The organism is Natrinema ejinorense (assembly GCF_002494345.1).
In the GTDB taxonomy this organism is placed as follows: Archaea; Halobacteriota; Halobacteria; order Halobacteriales; family Natrialbaceae; genus Natrinema; species Natrinema longum.
In genome coordinates this window covers 1,489,222-1,508,004 of record NZ_NXNI01000001.1, presented here as the reverse complement: position 1 = coordinate 1,508,004, position 18,783 = coordinate 1,489,222, and the positions used below count along the sequence as shown (strand labels likewise).

Below are 18,783 nucleotides of genomic sequence, written 5' to 3'. Positions count from 1 at the left end.
AGCGTCTAAACAAGGCTGGGTAGTGCTATTTCGGTTAACCAGTAGATCTGCGAACAGTGTATTGGCGGCTGTCCAGGGTGTTCCTGTTCAGTCTCCCGACGACATGGGTTAATATTCGCTGTGAATCTCGGGTTCGAGAGGGTTTTACCTATACCGACGTAACCCACGTATGGCTATTGAAGCATCGTTCACTGCCACGTCAGGCGATTTCCCGCTCTCTGAAATATTCTCAAAATTCCCAGCCGGGAAAGTCGAGCTAGATCGGGTTGTCCCAACGACTAAAGCGATAATCCCGTACTTTTGGCTACAAGACGTTCAAGAATCAGATATCAATTTGGACAGGGTTGAACACCCCGGAATCAACGCTCTCCGGGTAGTCGATACGGTAGACGATGAGTTTTTCGTCCGAATCGACTGGGATATGGACTATGAAAGTATCTTGACTGCCATTCTCGAAACGGACGTCTCACTTATCTCGGCTATTGGAAAAGAAGGCAGATGGACGTTCGAGATACGCGCCACCGATCAGCAGGGCGTGTCTGCGTTCCAATCGTACTGCCGAGATAGAGACTTTCCGGTAGAACTCACGCAGCTGCATGCGCTATCGCCATTACAGTCGGGCCAAGAGTACGATCTGACTGGTGCACAACGGGAAGCGCTGACTCTCGCGTATGCATGTGGGTACTACGATTCTCCTCGTGAAGCAACACAAGATGATGTGGCCGATGAACTCGGAATTACGAGGCAAGCATTAGCGTCTCGAATGCAGCGCGGGACGAGGCGTTTGATTGCGAGCACACTAATAAGACCGTCCGGCTGAGTATTTAAACACATTACGCAAGCAAAAGCCATTCTTACTCGATTCGCTACTCTATGCTCTCGTGTGAGCCAACACGAGCGGTCCACAGTGGGAAGTGTTGATCTTGTGCAATCTGCGACTGGTATTAGCTTTGATGAGCGAGATCGGACACACAGAATCGACTATGATCCCAGTATTGACAACACAAGTCTTGCAGTGATCAGTGTAGTAGGGGCTGCTTCTCAAACTGATCTCATCGATTTAAAGCCGTTGCACAGCGTAATTGATTCGAGCGCACTTGATACCCTGTTTTCTGGTTCTGGAGAGGGGTATCAGGTTACGTTTGAGTATGCAGGATTGTCCATTACAGTCGATGGTTCTGGGGTAATCGAGTGCAGGCACTCTAACGGTGATATGGATGGATGAATATGTAGAATGCACCGGTTGTAGTTTCGTGTACATGGCTGAGAATGGCGCTGACCCTGCTCCATGGGGACATGAGTCGTGCCCGAATTGCGAGGGCACAACCTTCCGATTTACTGGGGTGTAATTCCGAACGGGGAGCTGGCAAGGACGATGGAGCAGAAGCTGATGAGGGCCCGTGAGCTTCGTTGAAGCTCACGCTCCAGAGAAATATTCATATGAAAATACATCCACTACAGATGGTTACTGAACAACGAGCACAGCAATAGCTACATATTGGAATTCTATCCACAGAGCAACACACGGAATCCTTATACCCGTTAACCCGGATTGTTACTCTATGTCGTGCGGGTCATCAGAGGCGGTGATACTGCTGGCAGAAGACAATCCGGGTGATGTCCGCCTCATCGAAGAAGCCTTCTCGGACGGCAATATCGCAAACTCACTCAACACCGTCACTGATGGCGAAGCAGCACTCGACTTCATCTATCGACGCGGAGAGTACGAAGACGCCCCCCCGACCAGTCATCGTATTACTTGAACTGAAACTGCCTAAAATGGACGGTGAAGACGTTCTACACGAAATTAAACATCATTCCGAGCTGGATCACGTCCCGGTGATCGTCCTGACCGGATTGGACGAGAATCTCATTGAATCACGCGATCGCGATCACGATGCGGACGAAGATGCAGTACTCAAAAATCGGTTGATCCCGGCAAGTTCGTTCAGGTCATTCAATCATTCGAGAAGTTCCAGGTGGCAATCCTTCGAGAAGATTGATAGCTATCTTCTTTTTGGCAGTCCTCCTCTACCTCTTAGAGTTTTATTTCACGTTTGAATTACCGAGCACACTCCGTTGAACACGCTCGAACCTCTGCTGCATTCGCGCTGTGTATCTTGCAAAGACCTGCAAAACTTCCGACCTGTTGACAGATGCGGCGTGCAAGATACAGAGCGTGAATGCAGCGCGACGGCTTCGTTTGTTTCACGTCATGGGTAATGGACCAGCCGTTCAGTCAACCTACGAACTGCCTGTCGCCCGTGTTCTCGATGTTATTAAAATGCCCAAATTCTCCTCACCGAACAGTCTCATTCGCGCCTCGAGACAGGGGTATTCGACGTATGCCTACCAGTGGTGTGAAGTCACAACGAAGAGTATGTGATTTGGACTTTGAGAACTCGTGTAATCACCAGACAAAAACGTGAATTCTTGCACGACCGACGAGTGCTTTAAGTTGTTTCTAATCATTAGAGTGATAATGAGTACACGATCGGGCGCCTCCGATGAGGCATTCTGGGGTGACATCGACGACGACGTGGCGCTGCACCGGTATCGGACGCTCGTCAACACGATCGACGACGGTGTGTATCAGCTCGATTCGGACGGGCGTTTCGTCGCGGTCAACGGCGTGATCGTCAAAATGACGGGGTATTCCCGCGAGGAACTCATCGGTGAGCACGTCTCGCTCGTTCTCATCGACGACGACGTCAAACGCATCGAACGCGAAATCGGAAGTCAGATCGAAACTGAAGATGAGGACATTGCTCCCTTCGAACTTGGTATTCAAACTGCCAATGGAGACGTGGTTCCCTGTGAATTACGGATCAACCTGCTGATCGAAGAGAGGAAGCTTCAGGGAACGATCGGCGTCGTACGAGATACCTCCGAACAAGAGCAGCGGCTGAAAACGCTCGAGTCGGCACGGGCGTCATACGCTTCGATCACGAGCGTTCTCGACGAAGCGGATATCGGCATCTTCGTTCTCGACGACGAGTTCGACATCGCGTGGGTCGACGAGACGATCGAACGGTATTTCGGCCTCGATCGGGACGACCTCATCGGCCGCGACAAACGACAGGTCGTACACGAGCTCGTCGTGGATACAGTCGACGATCCAGAGAGATTTGCAGAGACAGTTTTGGCGACGTACGACGACAACAGTTACATCGAGGAGTTCGAGTGCCGCGTCACGGCGTGCGACGACCGTGAAGAACGCTGGCTCGAGCACCGGAGCAAACCAATCGAATCAGGGGAGTACGCCGGCGGTCGAATCGAACTCTACTACGACATCACGGATCGGAAGCGATCGGAGGATGCCCGCCATGAAACCGAAGAGCAGTTTCAGTCGCTGGTCGACGCCGTTGAGGAAGATGCAATCTTTCGACTCGATGCGGAGGGTCACGTCGTCAGCTGGAACTACGGGGCGAAGGCGATCAAGGGATATGACTCTGAGGAGATCCTCGGCGAACACCTTTCGAGGTTCTACACCGAGGAGGATCGCGCAGCGGGCGTCCCCGAACGGAATCTCGAATGGGCCGCCGAAGCGGGATCCATCGAAGACGAAGGCTGGCGCGTCAGAAAGGACGGCACACGCTTCTGGGCAAACGTGACGATTACTGCGGTTCGCGACGAGAAAGGAATCACCCGAGGATACTTGAAAATCACCCGCGATATGACCGACCGGCACGTGCGCGAGCAGGAACTCGAGAGCGAACTTCAACGAGTATTCGGTCGGATCTCCGACGCCTTCTACGCGGTCGACGAGGAGTTTCAGTTTACGATCGTCAACGAACGAGCGGAAGAAATCCTCCAGCACTCGGAAGCGGAGCTGCTTGGAGAGACCGTCTGGGAGGTATTTCCCGATGCGCGCGATTCTCGGGGATTCGACGAGTTTCCTCGAGCGGTCGAAACCGGAGCGTCGAGAACGTACGAAGAGGACTTTTCCGGGACCTGGTTTGAGGTGACCGTCTACCCGTCCGACAGCGGTCTCTCGGTGTACTTCCAAGACGTCACCGAACGGAAGGTGCGCGAGCGGGAGTTAGAGCGGTACGAACAGACAATCGAAACGGTCTGGGACGGCGTGGCGACGCTCGACGTCGATGATCGGTTCGTGATGGTCAACGACGCGTTCTGTGAAATGAGCGGCTACGATCGCGAGGAGTTGCTCGGGGAACGCGTCACGCTCATCCAAGACGAGGACATTCACGAACGAGCCGAAGAGCTGAGTGAAGACGTCCTCGCAGGCGAAATGGAGTACGCCACGATCGAATTCGACCTCGAGACTGCAGGCGGTGACCGCGTTCCCGTCGAGGGACGATTCGGCCCATACGAGGCCCGCGGCGGATCGATCGGTCGAACGGGTGTCGTCCGGGACATCTCCGAGCGTAAAGAGCGCGAGCGAGAACTGGCGAAGTACGAGACGATCGTCGAAACCGCCAACGACGGAATCTACACGGTCAACGAGGACGGGCGCTTCACGATGGTCAACGACGCGTACACCAAGCTGACCGGTTACTCCCGGGAGGAACTGCTTGGATCGCACGTCTCGCTCGTTGTCGACGAGGAGACGATTGAACGGGCAGCATCTTTGGAGGAAGCGATCGCGGAGGGGAGCACCGACGAATCGATGATGGAAGCGACATTACAGACGGCAGACGGCGGTCGCGTTCCCGCAGAGGCGACGTTCGCTATGTTACCCGGCGACGGAACCGAACGAATCGGCGTCGCGCGTGACATCACCGAACGGAAAGAGCGCGAGAATGCGCTCGAGGAGTCCAAACGGCGCTACCGGACGCTCGTCAAGAACTTCCCGAACGGTGCGGTCGGCCTCTACGATGAGGAGCTAACCTACAACGTCGTCGGTGGTGAACTCCTCGACGGCCTCGGTTTTTCCCTGGACGAGGTCGTCGGCACGACGATTTACGGGCGCTATCCCGACGAACTCGTCGACCGTATCGAACCGAACTTCCGCGCCGTCTTCGACGGCGAATCGAATTCGTTCGACATCGATCTCGGTGAACGCACCCTATTAGCGCATACGCTTCCCGTCCGGAATGCCGACGACGAGATTTACGCCGGGATGGTCGTCGTTCAAAACGTTACCGAACTTCGAGAGTACCAGCACCAGCTCGAGGAGTCGAACGAACAGTTAGAACAGTTCGCCTACGCCGCCTCCCACGACCTTCAAGAGCCACTGCGGATGGTGACGAGCTACCTCCAGTTGATCGGGGATCAGTACGGCGATGCGCTTGACGAGGACGGCGAAGAATTCCTTGAGTTCGCCGTCGACGGCGCCGAGCGGATGCGCCAGATGATCGACGGGCTGCTCGAATACTCGCGCATCGAAACGCGTGGCGATCCGTTCGAACCGGTCGACCTCGACGATGTCCTTGATGACGTTCGCAAGGATCTCCAAATGCGGATCGACGAGAGTAACGCCGAGATCACGACCGATGACCTCCCACGTGTCGATGGCGACGACAGCCAATTGCGCCAAGTATTCCAGAACCTGCTGAGTAATGCGATCGAGTACAGTGAAGACAAGCCACCGCAGGTCGACATTTCCGCCACGCGTGATGACGATCAATGGGTCATTTCAGTGCGGGACGACGGTATTGGGATTGATCCCGATAAACAGGAGCGTATCTTCGAGGTGTTCCAACGGCTGCATACACACGAGGAACACTCTGGGACGGGCATTGGCCTTGCACTGGCCCGGCGGATCGTCGAGCGCCACGATGGCGAGATTTGGGTCGACTCCGAACCCGACGAGGGATCGACATTCTCGTTTACCCTTCCGTCTGTCGATACCTAAACGGTCTGTGCTGACGTCGCCATCCTCGCTGCTGTATGGTCAGAGAGTACTGCATTCGCGCCCTGCATTCAGCAAGCTCGGACCCCACGTATCCGAATCCTGGTAGAAATCGCGTACCGAATAGAGAGGATGAGTTCAGCACGACAGCCTTGTTTGTTTCACCCTGTAATCAATGAACCAGCTGTTCAGTAGATGTGCTTATTGAACGCTGGACGGTCTATCAGGACTGAGAGATATTCGGAATCGCGTGCTGAATACAAGGCGCGAATGTCGCACGAAGGCTTACCCGATTTACGAGAATGGTGAACGCTCAGTGCAGATGTAGCAATTATCGTGACCACCGTCTTTCCTGGTATCCTATCTTTCATCGAACTCTGAACAATACTTTACCTGTCTCAGCGCATGTTGTGAGCCGGGTGAAAGAATATCAGCAGGGAGACTGGTCTCAGATGGTTGCGTGCCGATTCGTCATTAGTGATCGCGTCACAAGTAGTCGTAACAGTTGTCCTATTTCTCTTCGCGATACGATTGTTGGGAGCCGCAACGGATGCACTGACACCGTCACTCAGAAAGGTTCTCGATCGAGTGATCGTCGACGATAGATCGGCACTCGGACTCAGCTGGATCGCCTCGTACGTATTAGCCAACGGGTCGATCGTCGCCGCCCTCTCGCTATCCCTGTTCAACTCGGGACTTGTTCTCCCGTCGCAACTGTTTCTGATGATCGTCGGCTCTCGGCTCGGCGGCGCGGCCGTCGTCGTCTTCATCGGGGCGTTCGATTACTTGAACGAGGAGATCGAATCGCTCCGCGAATCGACAAGCCTCGGATTGCTCACCTTCCTGCTCACCCATTCGATCTACCTGCCTGCGATGGCGCTGGGATATGTCGCGATGCCGGCGATCCGGACAGGGGAGGGTCACAGTCGGATGCTTCCCGACCTTGAGGTCTCGCTCCCGGACGTGATCTCGGTCATCGCCGACATAATTATCGACTCTGTCGGGGCCGGAATCGCGTTTCTCTTGGCGATTGGCTGTATCCTCGTGAGCCTCCAGTTATTCGATCACATACTCGATGGCATCGATAAACAGCGGCTGCGTCGGCGCTATGTCTCGAGATTGCAGGACAAGTGGGTGTCGTTCGGACTCGGACTCATCGTTACGGGAGTCACGACGAGCGTCGCGTTTTCGCTCGGCATGATCGTCCCGCTCTACAATCGAGGGCATATCAAACGAAACGAGATCATGCCGTTCGTGCTGGGAGCGAACATCGGGACGCTGATCGATACGCTCATCGTTGCGATCGCGCTGAACACGGCCGTCGGCGTGCTTACCGTCCTCGCGTTAGTGACCGGTGGGTCCGTAATTTCCGTAGTCGTGTTGGTCTTTTACGCGCCATACAGCAAGCTCATCGACAGGGTCCAAAACCGGATCGTCGACAATAGAGGCTACTTTATCAGCGTTCTCCTCTCGCTATTGCTCGTCCCGCTGTTGCTCATCGTGTTCCCGTGAGTCGCCGACGCCGATCTGTATGTCGTGTTTTTGCGGCACCGTCGGGTTAGAAGTCCTCCGGAAAGTACGAAACGCGGACGAGTAGATAGACGAAATACAGGACGATCAATAGCGCTGCCCCGACCCGACCCAGATGGCGTTCCTCGATCGTCTCAAAGCGCGCTTGCAGCGTGTGGCGTTCGAAGCGTTCGGCAATCGTTCCTAGCATAACGCCAATATCGTCTTTCGTCAGCAGATACACGAGGAGGATACTGGCCGTTACGGTTTCCATCGGCAGGTCCCAGTACACGAGCGGCCTGGGAACGTGATACGTCGAGAGGAGTGACCCGAGACCGATTCCGAGAAGCGGATTCGTGATATTGCTCCCGATCAACGTTCCCAGCGAGAGCCCCTCTGCGCCTTCGCGCAATCCGACGATTGCGGTGACCATTTCCGGTGAGGCGGAACCGACTCCGAGCACGACGACGCCGATCAGTGATCCCTCAAGACCCGTTCGGGCCACGAAGAAGCCGACGGATCGAAACAGAAAATGAGCGGCGAGGAGGACGATGAGAAGGCCGACCGCCGAGACGACTGTATCCCGTCTCGGTGCCGTAGACGGGGGGCTGGTGCCCTGTTGCTGGAGAATGTCGCTCCGCGTCGTATATAGAGCGTATGTGTAGGATGTGAAGAACGTAAGTAAAATCATCCCGTCGACTCTCGTAAGGGTCCTGTCCCACGCGAGCAGTAAGGTGAGAAGCGTCGTACCGATCATCGGTGCATAGCCCCGGAGAAGGAACTTGTTCGAGAACCGAAAGCCGCCCACGAGTAGCACGACGAGTCCCAACAACAGTGTCTGCTGCACCACGTCAGAACCGATGTTCCCGCCCAGTACGGTCGCCGAGAGGATCCGCGGATCCCCGACGCCGAGGAGGATTTGCGACGATGCGACGACGTGTGCCGCGATTTCGGGCAGGCTCGTCCCAAGAGAGACCACGGTAAGTCCGATGACGGCCTCGGAAACGCCGTAGTACTTCGCGACCCGCACGACCCGCTGAACGACCACCTCGGCCGCAAGCACTAACAAGACCATGGAGACGAACCCGAGAACGACATACCCTCCGACACCCACCACAGTCATCCGTTAGCTACCTGTTCGCTTCCCAGATTATTAAGCTCGCAGGTCTACTGGACAGCTGGTTCATTGGCTTTAACGCGAAACAAACCAAGCCATCGTGGTGAACTCATCCTCTATATTCAGCAGGTCGTTTCTGACACCTATCCGAGAGATGGACAGCTGCTCCGGTAACGCCTTCGCCTCTATTGAACGATCACTACCCTCGCAGATGGGCGCTCAGTCTGTGCCCCATTCGCGCTGTATATTCAGCATCGTCTAAACGTCCTACCAGAATACGGTTAGGAATGCAGTGCGAGATACAGAGGATACCTCCACCGCTCGGTACATCGCCAGCCCGAGTACATGATACCAATGAGGAGGAGGTTTTCGAGACCAGCTTCGACGATGCTGAGTCACCCGGATAGCCACTCATTTGAAACGTAACGGCAACTCATTATTTTATCATCGCGGCCGCTCAACGGCCGACAGCACAGTCCCAAGCATGCGAGGAGAGATCAGCATCTTCCGACCGGTCGAAGCGTACGCGGAGGCCGGCTCTTCCAGAACTCACGGTGTCGTTGCAGCCATCTCTTTCTGTGTTTTCGTCGGAACCATCGTCTTTGGATTCGCCCCGGTCACGAGGAAGATTGAGACGTCCGGTTATTCGACCGCAGATCTACAGGAGGCAACGACTCGGACCGAAGTGGACACCATCTTGCAGGCCTTCGAGCCGGTTATGGATTCAGTCGCCCTCCTCTCTGCGCTCGATTACCTCTTCATTGTGGCTGGGTTCTTTCTCTTTTTCTCCATTCACTCTCTCGTGATGGAGCGACTGTCGTTCGACGACCGTCTGGTGTTGGTTCCGAAGCTCGGGATGGTGCTGACCGTCTGTTCACGGCTCCTCGATGCACTGGAAAATCTCTGGGTTATCCTGATCTATACAAACCCCGATAGCTATCCCAACGCCCTCATCAGCTTGATGAACACCACCCAATCGGCGAAATGGCTGGTGGTCGCGGTCGAATACCCGACCCTCGGACTGGCCATCATCCTGGCTCTTCTGGTCCGGTGTACATCCCTTTTCGATGGTAAGACATCCCGGATGTGAGTACACACCTTGTCTCGCCAGTCGCTGACGAAGCGACGTAGCTGACCACGTCCCAGTTATTTGACGATCAAACGCATGAGGCTACTCAATGACCCCAGATGGGCCCCCTTCAGACGAGAATATGTCTCTGTCTGAGGAGTTGCGGACTGGGGGACGGTACTGGGCTCCAGCAATCGCTGTGAGTCTGACGACGTTCATCCTGGTCGTCAACGCTTCTTTGATGAACGTGGCGATCCCCACGATGGTAGATGAGTTCGATACCACGGTCACCGTGATTCAAGGGGCGGTTTCACTCTACTCGCTGGTGATAGCTGCGCTGGTTCTCCCAGCCGGTACGCTGCCAACTCGGCATAGCACGAGGCGTGTAATGACAGTTGCGTTGATAGTCTATGCCGGTGGGACGCTGGTGGCGTCTATTAGCTGGAACACGACGATCCTCTATATCGGCTGGTCGCTCATCCAGGGTGTCGCGGCCGCTGTGTTATTTCCCCTGACGTTCACTGTATTGACAGTCAGTTACGACGACGATGACCGGGCGAAGGCATTCGGCCTGCTGGCTGGCGTGCACGGGGTTGGATCGACTCTTGGACCGATTATCGGTGGCGCACTAACCACGTACGCAAGCTGGCGCTGGGGATTTTCGCTCCAAATCCTCGGTGCGGGGATTATTCTCTTCTTCGTTCAGTACGTGACTCCGAACCCCCTGTCGGAAACACGCATTTCGCTGGATAAAGGTGGGACGGCGCTGTCCATCGTCGGTGCGACGTCGCTCGTCACGGGATTCCTTCTTTCCGGAAAGTACGGGTGGTTAATCGAACGGCGGCCGTTCGTCATCGGAGAGATGCAATTCAATCCGTTCGGGACATCGCCGGCGATCTGGTTTCTCGGGATTGGACTTTTCGTGCTCGCCGCGTTCGTTCAGTACGAACGCCGAATGGAACGTGCTGGGAAGTCGCCGCTCGTTCCGCTGCATGTACTAACGAACCGTCCTTTTTTGGCCGGTATTATAACGTACAATATTCGCTCGATAGTCTCGGCCGGCTTCATGTTCATTTTCCCGGTCTATCTCCAGGCAGTACTCGGATACACCGCCTTCGAAACTGGGCTCGCGTTGTTACCGTATTCTATTGCGTCGATCCTCTTTGCGACGGTCACGGTCAGCTGGCGGAAGTACATCTCGCCAAAGACGCTCGTCCAGCTCGGCATCGTGTGTATGGGCTCTGGATTGTTGGTGTTGTACGAGCAGACAGGCCCCGGTCAGACGATTGGCATGATGCTTATTCCAGTGACGCTTTACGGAGCCGGTGTCGGACTCATAGTGGCACAGATCAGCAATATGACAATGTCGGCTGTCCCGACCGCGAACTCTCCCGAGGCATCCGGCGTCCTGAACGTGAGCAGTTCGATCGGATTTTCCCTGGGGACAGCAGTCATTGGCTCGTTCTTTCTCGGACAGTTCTACGGGAGTGTCGTCGATGGGGTACTACGAGCAGAACACGTGACCGTTTCAACGGAGCAACGAAATGATCTGGTGATCGCGCTCCAAGATGCAGCAGAGACCGCGACCGAAGCCACACAACAACAGTTTCTAAACCGACTCACTCCGACGCAACGACAGTTGCTCGAGGGTATCTTCGAGACTGCGATGTTCGACGCCCAACGGGCGGCGCTGCTCCTCCTCGTACTGTTCGTGCTACTCCTGCTTATCGCATCGACGTTCTTGCCACGACAGATACCGGAAGATGACGACGACACTGACCACCCTGAGTCAGCCCAGAGTTCGACACATGAGACTTCTGAAACAGCCGTGGATGACTAACCGAAAACGCTAGATCGAACACGTCGGATGCGAGCCGCCATCGATCTGGATGACTCTGCAAGGTTCGAGGGACCGCAGCTGAAAACAGATCCGTCTACGAGGACGACCGCTCTGTTCTCCAGCGGTCAATGACGTCATCGATTGGTTCCTCGGGTTCTACGCCGCCAACGTTCGCTGCAAGTCCCGTCGTTTCAAACATCTGGACAACCTCGGACTCCGCCCCCGCAAAACGGAGGTCGATTCCGCGTGAGTCGAGTTTTTGCTCGAGTTTATCCAACATTTGTGCGGCACCGAAGTCGACTGTTGACGATGATGTGAGATCGAAAACGACTAATTCGACATCGGAATCGCGTTCTGCGAGCCGTTCAAGGAGGTCGGTCCGAACCGTATCTGCGTTCGCATAGAACAGTTCGGCTTCGACGCGGTAGACGAACACATCTGAGATGGTCGTTGCCGCCGGATACACGTCGAGAGCGACGAAGTGGTCCGTTCCGGTGATCTGACCGAGTTCGTGTGTTGATGGGCGACTAACCCGAGAAATTGCGACCAGCAACGAAAGGACGACGCCGACAAAGACACCCCAGAGCATCCCGACTGTGAGCACCCCGAGCAAGGCCGCCATCGCGATGACAAACTCGCTCTTGCTCACGTGGTACAGTTGGTGGATTTCGCTCGTATCGATAAGGCCCGTGACGGCAACGATAACGATTGCTGCAAGAACCGTTTCTGGGAGATTCGTGAACATCTCGGTGAGAAAGAGCAAGACGACGACGAGAACGAGAGCGACGACGGCGTTCGTGAGTTGCGTCTTGCCGCCGACGGCGTCGTTGAGCGCCGACCGAGACATACTTCCACCGACGACGAATCCGCCACCGAAGCCAGCAGCGAGGTTGGCGCCGCCATCGGCCAGCAACTCCTGATTCGCATCGGTTCGGTAGTCGCGGCGTCTGGCAAACGTCTCGACGGCGCTGATGCCTTCGACGTACGAAAGAAGAAACAACGCGGCGGCGATGGGGACGAGGGTACCCAGCGTCGAGATACTGGGAACGGTCGGTACTGTCAGCGAAGGGAGACCGCTCGGAATCGATCCAACGATCGCGACACCGCGTGCCTGCAGGTTCGTGACCGACATTAGCACGATCGAAAGGACGACGACGATGAGGGCACTCGGGACACGCGGCAAATAACGTTCTCCGAGCACGAGCAACACGATTCCAGCGAGACCAACGGCCAGTGTCTCCGGGTTCGTCTCAACGAGATGGGTACCAGTGTACCATATACGTCCAAAGAACGTTTCCCAGAAGAAGGCGCCCGACGCGCTACCCTCAATCCCGAACAGTTTGTCCAGTTGCGTAGACATTATATATAGTGCCGCCCCAGCGGAAAACCCCGTAAGCACCGAACCAGAAATAAAGTGGACGAGAAACCCCAGCCGAAACGCCCACGCGATAACTGCGAAGATACCGACGAGGATCGTCGTCACGATAACGAGTGACGCATATGAGGCGCTGTTTCCGCCAGCAACTGCTCCAACACCGCTCGCGAGCAGAATCGCCAGCGCCGAGGTCGGTCCCACCATGACCTGCCGAGAGGTGCCAAGAAAAAGGTAAGCGATGGCTGCCATCAACCCGGCGTATAAGCCGGTCTCCGGTGGCAGGTTTGCGAGCGACGCGTACGCCAACCCTTCGGGAATGACCGCCGCTGCAACGGTGATTCCAGCAACGATGTCCAGACGGAGCCAGGACCTGTCGTACTGCGGAAGCCACTCCAGCACCGGGAGCGTAGACGAAAACCGTCGGCTAATTCGTTCTTTTAGGTGCTCTTTTGACATCAAAACTCACCTTTTGGCTTAGGTAACTCTCGTTGTTCGTAATTTCACTCGAGCGGCTCGGCCTCGGGGAACTGATAGCTTCCGTCGAGAATCTCCTCGCGCGGTTGGTAGAGCCGGACCATATAGTTCCAATTCTTAGGGGTGTAGATGAAGTTCGGCTGGTCGGGATTGCCACCGAAGTGAACGGTGACACTGCCGTCGTCGGCTTGTTCTGCGGTCACGTTGTTAACCGTGTACGCGTCGTACTCGTTCTCCTCGAAGTATCCCTCACTGTTGTAAACGCTGACCGACCAGAATCCGCCGACAGGGACGTCTTTGTCGACGGTTAGTTCGAATGGCGTTGTGCCGTCATTCTGGGTAGGAATCTTTTGGAGGAATAATGCTTCCGACGGCTGCGGGACTCCGGTCCACCTCGATACAGAGGCGATGAAAAATTTCACGGGGTCAACTTGGTCGACGTCACCGTACGCGCCCGACCAGTTGTCTATCGTGATCACGACTGTTCTGAGCGCGTCGTCGATCTGTTCGAATGATTGCTGCTCCCAGTTGGGAATCTCGAACGTACCGGCGGAGTCTTGGCTCACTGCGAGTTCGTCCTGTAAGCCATGGACCGTCTCTACGTCGTCAGGATCGTTCGGATCGACGAACGTGCGGACCAAGACGCCAGCGTACCGAGTTTTTGTGAGATCCTGTGTTATCGTGTACTGGCCAGGATCGTAGACACACATCTTCGCATATTGGTCCTCGTTCTGAACTCCCATTGAGATGTATCGGTCACCGCTGTCTGGGAGCGTGACGGTGACTGGTTCGGTCAGATCGAAGACCCCCCACGAGTAGAGAAAGTCACGACTGATCCCGGGAACAAACTGATCCTCGATGGGGGCCAGATCCCGCATATGATAGAACTGTCCGAACCCACCCTCGTTAACGGTTGACTGGAATCCAGCATGACAGCTAGCGGTTGGGAAATTCTCCCACGTCACCGGGACTGACTCGTCATCCGCTGACGTCTCGTTCTGGTCTTGTAAGGCGTTTGATCTCGGGAAGTCCTTCTGGGCAGTGGCGCTGCCACCCCCCAGCGCGAGCATTCCGGCGAGACCTGCCCCGCGAAGCATGGTACGACGCGTTGCCTGCAGCAGTTCGGAGTCCAGTCTTGGCGTCGTGTGGTGCGGCTCGTTGCTCATGATTCATGCCTCTCTGAGTGGCCACAGTAGCAGTTGGGACCCACTCACACGTTCGAACTCCAGCGAACCACATAAGTCAGTGTCAATCCTTTAGAATAGTTTCATGGGATGATGATAGTGGTAGATGGATGATTATCTCTGGACTCTCAATCGACTATCTTTAAACAGCGAGAGAATCCCGCCCTTTAGGGCGGACGTGAATCGCGTCACTCGACTACGAAATCCACCGTTCGATGGCAGGTCGGATATTCAACGCCAATCTGAGCCATTAAGTAGGTTTATCTACATAGGCTATGTATGGCGATTCAGGTCACTCGCACCTACATTGGTTCCATTCAGAACCAGCAACAGGTCTGCGATGGCCTTGACTCGCTCGGAGACTCCGCCTCGAAAATCTGGAACGTCGCACGCTGGACAGCCGATCGCATCTGGGACGCAACCGGCGAAATCCCAGACGAAGGCGTTCTGAAATCGTACATGAAGAACCAGTCGTGCTGGAAAGATTTGAACGCGCAATCCAGTCAGAAAGTCATTGAAGAACTTTCTGACGCTTTCCAGTCATGGTTCGACCTGCGACAGAAAGACCCAGAGGCGAATCCGCCCGGCTACCGCAAACACGGCGGCACCCGTCTCAAGAGCACGGTTACGTTCAAAACAGACGGATTCAAACATGATCCAGAGAATAACCGCGTTCGTCTCTCGAAAGGCTCGAATCTCAAAGAATACTGGTCGGACTTCATCCTCTGCGAGTACCAGACTCGACCGGACGTTGACCTCTCGGAAGTCAACAGCGTGCAGAACGTTCGCGCCGTCTGGAACGGCGACGAGTGGGAACTGCACTTCGTCTGCAAAGTCGAACTCGAAACCAACGACTCTGCAGGTGACGAAGTAGCGGGAATCGACCTCGGCATCACGAACATCGCCACGGTCGCATTCCCCGACGAATACGTTCTCTACCCCGGGAACTCGCTCAAACAGGACAAACACTACTTCACCCGCGCAGAGTACGGCACTGAGGGCGAGAACGGCCCATCCGAGGAGTCGATGTGGGCACGTCGAAAACTCGCTGACCGAGAGACACACTTCTACCATGGTCTCTCAGACGCCATCATCACGGAGTGTGTCGAACGAGGTGTTGGAACGCTCGCGGTGAGTTGGCCCGAGAATGTGCGAGAATCCGACTGGGGCAAGACCGGCAACAAGAAACTCCATACGTGGGCGTTCGACCGCATCTACCAGTATCTCGAATACAAAGGAGAGATACGTGGTGTTAAGGTTTTGAAGGAGAACGAGTGGGACACCTCGAAGACGTGTTCGGCGTGTGGCGATGACACGAAGTCGAACCGTGTTGAACGTGGCCTGTACGTTTGTTCGTCGTGCAAGTTGGTGGCCAACGCGGATTGCAACGGGGCGGAGAACATGCGACAGAAGATAACTTCGAGTCCTCACGGCGAGGATAGGAGTAACGGCTGTGTGGCACAGCCATCGACATACTTGTTCGACCGCGAGAGCGGGACGTTTCGCACGGGAGAACAGGTCGTGTCGTAGACCGTCAAATATCCCAACTTGCGGTACGGGAAGCCCCGGCGTTTACGCCGGGGAGGATGTCACATGCGCCAGTAGTGAGCGATAACGGACCTTCGTTCGTGCTCCACTCGTGCTCTGTATTTAGCACATCCGCTGAAACTTATCCTCGAGTGAAGACTTCAACAAAGCAATCAATCTATAATATACCGTAGCGCTGTCGTCGACCGATTCATCGAAGGTAGAGTATTACTGTCGGGCAGTGGTTCGCGCAGGGCGGTCTCTTATCGGATCTCTCCAGATGTACCACGTATTTCCACCAGCAGATCGACGACGGCTTTCGACAGCCCCAGTATGACCGGGCCGATGAAGAGCCCGAGGAATCCGAAGACGGCCACTCCACCGAAGATGCCGAGAACGAGCAGCCCGGAGTTCAGGTGCGCTCCGCGCTGCATCGCAATCGGTCGGACGAAATTATCCGAGCCACTGATGATGACGAATCCGTATACCAGCAGTCCCACCGCTGCTGGAACGTTCCCCACGATCACGAGATAGATCACTGCTGGAATCCAGATGATCGACGCACCGATGAGCGGCAGCAATGACAGGACGAACGTGACTATGCCCCAGAAAACAAGATCCTCGAAGCCGAGGACCACGAAGCCCAGAACGGTCAGTATCGCCTGTAAGCCGGCGACGATAACGTTGCCGACGACGGCCGCCCAGAGGAGGTCATCGGTGCGTTCTATCAACTCATCCATAACGTCCGGCTCGAGCGGGGCGGCCGTTCGGAGCCACGCGACGAATGCGTCTCCGTCTCGTAAGAGATAGTAGAAAGTAAACAGGAAGATTACCGCGCCAACGACGAACGCGGGAATCCCGCCGACGATACCGATGACGCCACCCAGAACGCCGCGGAGACCGGTTTCGGCGGCACCGGACAACGGCTCGAGGAGGCGTTGGAGGTCCGCATCCGTTCCGAGCAGTTCTTGGACGGTCGTTTCGACAGCGGCGAGATCGGGGATTTCAGCACCGCTCGCCAGCGAAACCGCCTGGTCCACTGCGACGGCGAGGATAAGCAGGAGCGGGACGAGGACGACGATGACCGTAATGAGTATCGTGACGAGTGCGCCGACGGTCGCACCCAGTCGACGTGAGAGCCTATTGTTTATCGGGGCGACCAGATACGCCAGTAATGCACCCGCCAGTACGGGCTGGAAGAACGGCAATACGAGGACGAGGGACAGCGTCCCGAACACCACCAGGAGAAGTCGGAGAAAGGTCGTTGAGGACAGGTCGTCATCCTCGGTCATGGGTAGTCACCGGTACCGCTCAAGGGGGCGAGGGTATCTCGTTCCGACACGTTTTTTCACTCTATCAACGAGAGATCGGTCGCTTTCGCGGGTTCTCCCATGGTTACTCGGGAACCGACAAACGGTGAGCCTCTCGAACCAACATACGACGGATCCGTATTTAATACCATGAGGCCGTCTCGGCGTACAGCGGATCCGAAAATTCAGTAGCGTACGTGAATCGAGCGTCCCGATTCTGGGCTCGTGCGTCCGCTCTGAATGGTCTAATATTTCCAAATCTCTGCTCAGGAAGATCGTACTATCCGTCTTCCCTGAGAGGGGGTATATATACTATGACAGCGTAGTTACTATTGATCATGAACATCAATTGGTCAGCAGTCGTAACTGGATTCGTGGTAACCCTCGTGCTCGGGTTCATCAGCGGTGTGATCTACGTGGGATCGGAAGCCTCGGTCGTGGTCTTGTACTGGGGAACCATCGGTGTCCTCGGTGGCCTCGCTGCCGGCTACCTCGTCGGCGGAACGGTGGGTTCCGGCGCGCTCCACGGCGGTATCGCGACCGTCTTCGGCTCGCTCATCCTGTTAGCTATCGCGGCGTTCACGACGCTCCTGTTCGCGGGCGTCGTCCCGACGTTCGGCGTGGTCGTCCTCGGCTTGCTCATGCTCGCCTTCTACGCCATCCCCGGTGCGCTGGGTGGTGCGATCGGATCGTGGGCCAAAGGCCGTCGCACCTCCAGGGAAGTGGTCGGCGCACGGGCCTGAGCGGCTCCCGATACCACCGATCGCTTTTTACCGAACAGCGGACTCCTGCTTCGAAAAGGCAGTGATCGAAAATGACGGATTTTTGGTAATCGTAACGCTCGTGACGCTGTTCTTTCACTCTCGCCTCGAGAGTCGGATCTCTCGCCGTCGGCTTCCTCCTGGTTGCGTTCTACTCGGCACCCGACGCTGGGTGGTGCGATCGGAGCGTGAGCCGACGGAAACCGGGCATCTCGCCGGAAGGTCTGGCACTCGAGCGTGAGAGTTCGCAACGAAATGGCCGGAACGATATCGTCTCCGCTCTGCGAATCGACACTTAGCGTTCCGGTTCTCGTGGGGGGACATCCTCTCGGATAATCGTCACGGGGACGTGTGCTCTCCGCGCCACGCTTTCGGCGACACTTCCGAGCAGATATCTGGCCAACCCGTTGCGGCCATGACTACCGAGGACGATATGGTCGATGTCGTGCTCTTCCGCATAGGTCACGATAGTCGAGTCCGCTTTTCCATCGATCGACTCCGTTTGTATTTCCGTCTCGAAGTCCCGTGGGATCTCCGCTGCTCTCTCGAGGAGTTCCTCGGCGTCCGTCCGTGATCGCTCGTAGAGTTCCTCGGAGGGGAAATCATAGATATCGCCCTCACCGTCGTGATCGTCTGTCCTATACTGCTCAGCAAGATCGTTCACGTAGAGCACGTGTATTTCTGCATCGGGGTACGTCGACAGTGTGTATCGTAATGCGAAGTTCGCCTGTGTCGATTCGTCAAATCCGACTAACACCTGTGACGGCATAGCCACCCAAACGGTGACGAGCGACAAATTACC

13 protein-coding genes and 1 pseudogene are annotated in these 18,783 nt (G+C 55.8%); 9 read left to right on the top strand and 5 right to left on the bottom strand.

What is annotated here, in order from left to right; translation table 11 throughout:
* Window positions 1-169: 169 nt before the first annotated feature.
* From CP557_RS07470 to CP557_RS07450, 5 genes and pseudogenes are all read left to right on the top strand, one after another.
* A complete protein-coding gene (locus tag CP557_RS07470; protein ID WP_097379337.1) occupies window positions 170-820 on the top strand; it encodes a helix-turn-helix domain-containing protein in 651 nt (216 codons plus the stop codon).
* 63 nt (window positions 821-883) lie between these two features.
* Window positions 884-1,225, top strand: coding sequence for a HalOD1 output domain-containing protein (locus CP557_RS07465; RefSeq protein WP_245852929.1), 342 nt, complete (start codon window positions 884-886; stop codon window positions 1,223-1,225).
* A 337-nt stretch (window positions 1,226-1,562) separates the two neighbouring features.
* Window positions 1,563-2,003: pseudogene (locus CP557_RS07460) on the top strand (response regulator).
* A gap of 479 nt (window positions 2,004-2,482) precedes the next feature.
* Window positions 2,483-5,818 (top strand): PAS domain S-box protein, encoded by a 3,336-nt coding sequence (locus CP557_RS07455; RefSeq protein ID WP_097379336.1) that lies wholly within the window; start codon window positions 2,483-2,485, stop codon window positions 5,816-5,818.
* A gap of 531 nt (window positions 5,819-6,349) precedes the next feature.
* Window positions 6,350-7,327, top strand: coding sequence for a Na/Pi cotransporter family protein (locus CP557_RS07450; RefSeq protein WP_245852928.1), 978 nt, complete (start codon window positions 6,350-6,352; stop codon window positions 7,325-7,327).
* A 46-nt stretch (window positions 7,328-7,373) separates the two neighbouring features.
* Here the strand turns inward: CP557_RS07450 and CP557_RS07445 are convergent, their stop codons facing one another.
* Window positions 7,374-8,447 (bottom strand): sodium:calcium antiporter, encoded by a 1,074-nt coding sequence (locus CP557_RS07445; protein WP_097379334.1) that lies wholly within the window; start codon window positions 8,445-8,447, stop codon window positions 7,374-7,376.
* A 478-nt stretch (window positions 8,448-8,925) separates the two neighbouring features.
* Here CP557_RS07445 and CP557_RS07440 point away from each other — a divergent pair, with 478 nt between their 5' ends.
* Complete coding sequence (locus CP557_RS07440) at window positions 8,926-9,531, top strand: hypothetical protein (protein ID WP_097379333.1); 606 nt, start codon at window positions 8,926-8,928, stop codon at window positions 9,529-9,531.
* Window positions 9,532-9,652: 121 nt separating this feature from the next.
* Window positions 9,653-11,350 (top strand): MFS transporter, encoded by a 1,698-nt coding sequence (locus tag CP557_RS07435; protein ID WP_097379332.1) that lies wholly within the window; start codon window positions 9,653-9,655, stop codon window positions 11,348-11,350.
* A 94-nt stretch (window positions 11,351-11,444) separates the two neighbouring features.
* Here the strand turns inward: CP557_RS07435 and CP557_RS07430 are convergent, their stop codons facing one another.
* The gene (locus CP557_RS07430) at window positions 11,445-13,181 is read right to left on the bottom strand and encodes a SulP family inorganic anion transporter (RefSeq protein WP_097379331.1); all 1,737 of its coding nucleotides are present in this window, start codon (window positions 13,179-13,181) and stop codon (window positions 11,445-11,447) included.
* 44 nt (window positions 13,182-13,225) lie between these two features.
* Window positions 13,226-14,365 (bottom strand): DUF1214 domain-containing protein, encoded by a 1,140-nt coding sequence (locus CP557_RS07425; RefSeq protein WP_097379330.1) that lies wholly within the window; start codon window positions 14,363-14,365, stop codon window positions 13,226-13,228.
* 297 nt (window positions 14,366-14,662) lie between these two features.
* Here CP557_RS07425 and CP557_RS07420 point away from each other — a divergent pair, with 297 nt between their 5' ends.
* Complete coding sequence (locus tag CP557_RS07420) at window positions 14,663-15,913, top strand: RNA-guided endonuclease InsQ/TnpB family protein (protein ID WP_097379329.1); 1,251 nt, start codon at window positions 14,663-14,665, stop codon at window positions 15,911-15,913.
* A gap of 260 nt (window positions 15,914-16,173) precedes the next feature.
* Here the strand turns inward: CP557_RS07420 and CP557_RS07415 are convergent, their stop codons facing one another.
* Window positions 16,174-17,202 (bottom strand): AI-2E family transporter, encoded by a 1,029-nt coding sequence (locus CP557_RS07415; protein ID WP_097379328.1) that lies wholly within the window; start codon window positions 17,200-17,202, stop codon window positions 16,174-16,176.
* 356 nt (window positions 17,203-17,558) lie between these two features.
* Here CP557_RS07415 and CP557_RS07410 point away from each other — a divergent pair, with 356 nt between their 5' ends.
* On the top strand, window positions 17,559-17,963 hold the full coding sequence (locus CP557_RS07410; RefSeq protein ID WP_097379327.1) for a DUF5518 domain-containing protein: 405 nt from the start codon (window positions 17,559-17,561) through the stop codon (window positions 17,961-17,963).
* A 313-nt stretch (window positions 17,964-18,276) separates the two neighbouring features.
* Here the strand turns inward: CP557_RS07410 and CP557_RS07405 are convergent, their stop codons facing one another.
* Window positions 18,277-18,750 (bottom strand): universal stress protein, encoded by a 474-nt coding sequence (locus CP557_RS07405; RefSeq protein WP_097379326.1) that lies wholly within the window; start codon window positions 18,748-18,750, stop codon window positions 18,277-18,279.
* Window positions 18,751-18,783 lie beyond the last annotated feature (33 nt).

Coding starts and splice junctions, on each gene's coding strand:
- CP557_RS07415 (WP_097379328.1), bottom strand. CDS start 17,202: ATGACCGAGGATGACGACCTGTCCTCAACGACCTTTCTCCGACTTCTC.
- CP557_RS07470 (WP_097379337.1), top strand. CDS start 170: ATGGCTATTGAAGCATCGTTCACTGCCACGTCAGGCGATTTCCCGCTC.
- CP557_RS07435 (WP_097379332.1), top strand. CDS start 9,653: ATGTCTCTGTCTGAGGAGTTGCGGACTGGGGGACGGTACTGGGCTCCA.
- CP557_RS07410 (WP_097379327.1), top strand. CDS start 17,559: ATGAACATCAATTGGTCAGCAGTCGTAACTGGATTCGTGGTAACCCTC.
- CP557_RS07425 (WP_097379330.1), bottom strand. CDS start 14,365: ATGAGCAACGAGCCGCACCACACGACGCCAAGACTGGACTCCGAACTG.
- CP557_RS07405 (WP_097379326.1), bottom strand. CDS start 18,750: ATGCCGTCACAGGTGTTAGTCGGATTTGACGAATCGACACAGGCGAAC.
- CP557_RS07455 (WP_097379336.1), top strand. CDS start 2,483: ATGAGTACACGATCGGGCGCCTCCGATGAGGCATTCTGGGGTGACATC.
- CP557_RS07445 (WP_097379334.1), bottom strand. CDS start 8,447: ATGACTGTGGTGGGTGTCGGAGGGTATGTCGTTCTCGGGTTCGTCTCC.
- CP557_RS07430 (WP_097379331.1), bottom strand. CDS start 13,181: ATGTCAAAAGAGCACCTAAAAGAACGAATTAGCCGACGGTTTTCGTCT.
- CP557_RS07440 (WP_097379333.1), top strand. CDS start 8,926: ATGCGAGGAGAGATCAGCATCTTCCGACCGGTCGAAGCGTACGCGGAG.
- CP557_RS07420 (WP_097379329.1), top strand. CDS start 14,663: ATGGCGATTCAGGTCACTCGCACCTACATTGGTTCCATTCAGAACCAG.